The organism is Desulfobacterium sp. N47, assembly GCF_051233685.1.
Lineage (GTDB): Bacteria > Desulfobacterota > Desulfobacteria > Desulfobacterales > RPRI01 > RPRI01.
Genome location: NZ_JBAMMY010000301.1, coordinates 1 through 1518, shown reverse-complemented (window position 1 = coordinate 1518; position 1518 = coordinate 1). Strand labels below are relative to the sequence as shown.

The window sequence follows — 1518 nt, the reverse complement described above, 5'->3', positions numbered from 1 at the left end:
TCGTAACATGAAAGAACACCCGTGATTTGCTCTTTATATCGTTCGGTAATCAACATACTAAACCTCCATGCTAAAAATGTTACACTCATTTTAGCATGGTTTAACTAAAAATTCTTGGTTCCGGCTTGTCCGGGTTAGGTAGTATAGAATGCATATGCTGGAACGATGTCATGTCCGGTAAACATGGTACAAAGCCGCTTAAAAGGAATAGGTTTTCCAGAGGATAGAGTTGTGATTCATCAGGGCTTTATCGAAAAAATACTGTTAACTGATCATAGACTTCCCTCAAAAGTCAGTTTCGCTTATCTATATTTTGATTTCTATGAACCTATAAAGCTCACTTTACAATTTCTCAATGATGTTATGTCAATCGGAGCAGTCTTAATTGTTGATGATTACGACTTCTTTTCAACCGGAGCTAAGATGGCAGTTGATGAATGGTTAGAAGAATCCAACTTGCACAATACGCGATATGAATGCTTTATTCCAAATAATCGATATGGCTATTTTGCGGTGATTACTAAAAAAGGTTAATTATTTATTATGCCAAAAGACTTATCTGATTTTCAAACCGACAAAAAGTCATATTACACTTTTTCTGTTGTCACTCCTTCATATAACCATGGTAAATTTATTGCTGAAACCATAGAGTCTGTTTTGTCACAGGAGGGTGATTTCGGTATTGACTATATTATCATGGATGGTGGATCGAATGATGAAACTATATCTATAATAAAGAAATATGAAGATTTAATGAACAATAGAAAATGGAAGACTCGATGTAATTTTATAAAATATAGGTGGGTAACAAATAAAGATAAAGGGCAAGCTGACGCTATCAACAAAGGTTTTGAAATAGCTGTTGGAGATATATACAGCTTTTTGAATTCCGATGACATATATGAGCCTTGTGCTTTTAAAACAATTTCGGAAAAGTTTAAAAGTTTACAAAATATAGATATCATATATGGTAATGCATTTTATATCAACGAAATATCCGATATCCAAGGCATGTATCCATCTGAAGATATTAATCGCTTCAATATTTTCAGTTGTTGTTTTATATGTCAGCCGGCGCTTTTTATGAAAAAAGATGTATATCAACATGTAGGGAGGTTTAATATTAATATTAACAATTCATTCGATTATGAATATTGGTTGAGAATAGCTGCAACAAAGAAATTTAGATTTGAATATATCAGACCCATATTAGCTGCTTCTAGAATGCATAAAAAAAACAAAACAAGCTTAAATAGAAAAGAAATATATTTAGAGTATTTTGCATTGATGAAAATATATAATCAAAAAAATGATGGGAAAATGAGAATCGGATTTGTTTATGATACATCACGTTTCATAAAAGCTATTTCATATATATTTGAGGTAATTTCAAAAGTCTCGCATTGATCCGATTATTTTTATAAAAAGCAGTTGAAATACCAAATAACATATTGATTTAATAAAGAGAATGCTCTATTATCTTCTTAAATTCACCAATTCAAGAAAGGATGATAATAT

At 31.1% G+C, this 1518-nt stretch carries 2 protein-coding genes; both read left to right on the top strand.

Annotated features, from left to right (window positions below):
* Positions 1-165: 165 nt before the first annotated feature.
* Positions 166-534, top strand: a complete 369-nt coding sequence (locus VXK47_RS19595) for a hypothetical protein (protein WP_435550480.1) — start codon at positions 166-168, stop codon at positions 532-534.
* A gap of 9 nt (positions 535-543) precedes the next feature.
* Positions 544-1407, top strand: coding sequence for a glycosyltransferase family 2 protein (locus VXK47_RS19590; protein ID WP_435550479.1), 864 nt, complete (start codon positions 544-546; stop codon positions 1405-1407).
* Positions 1408-1518: the final 111 nt, after the last annotated feature.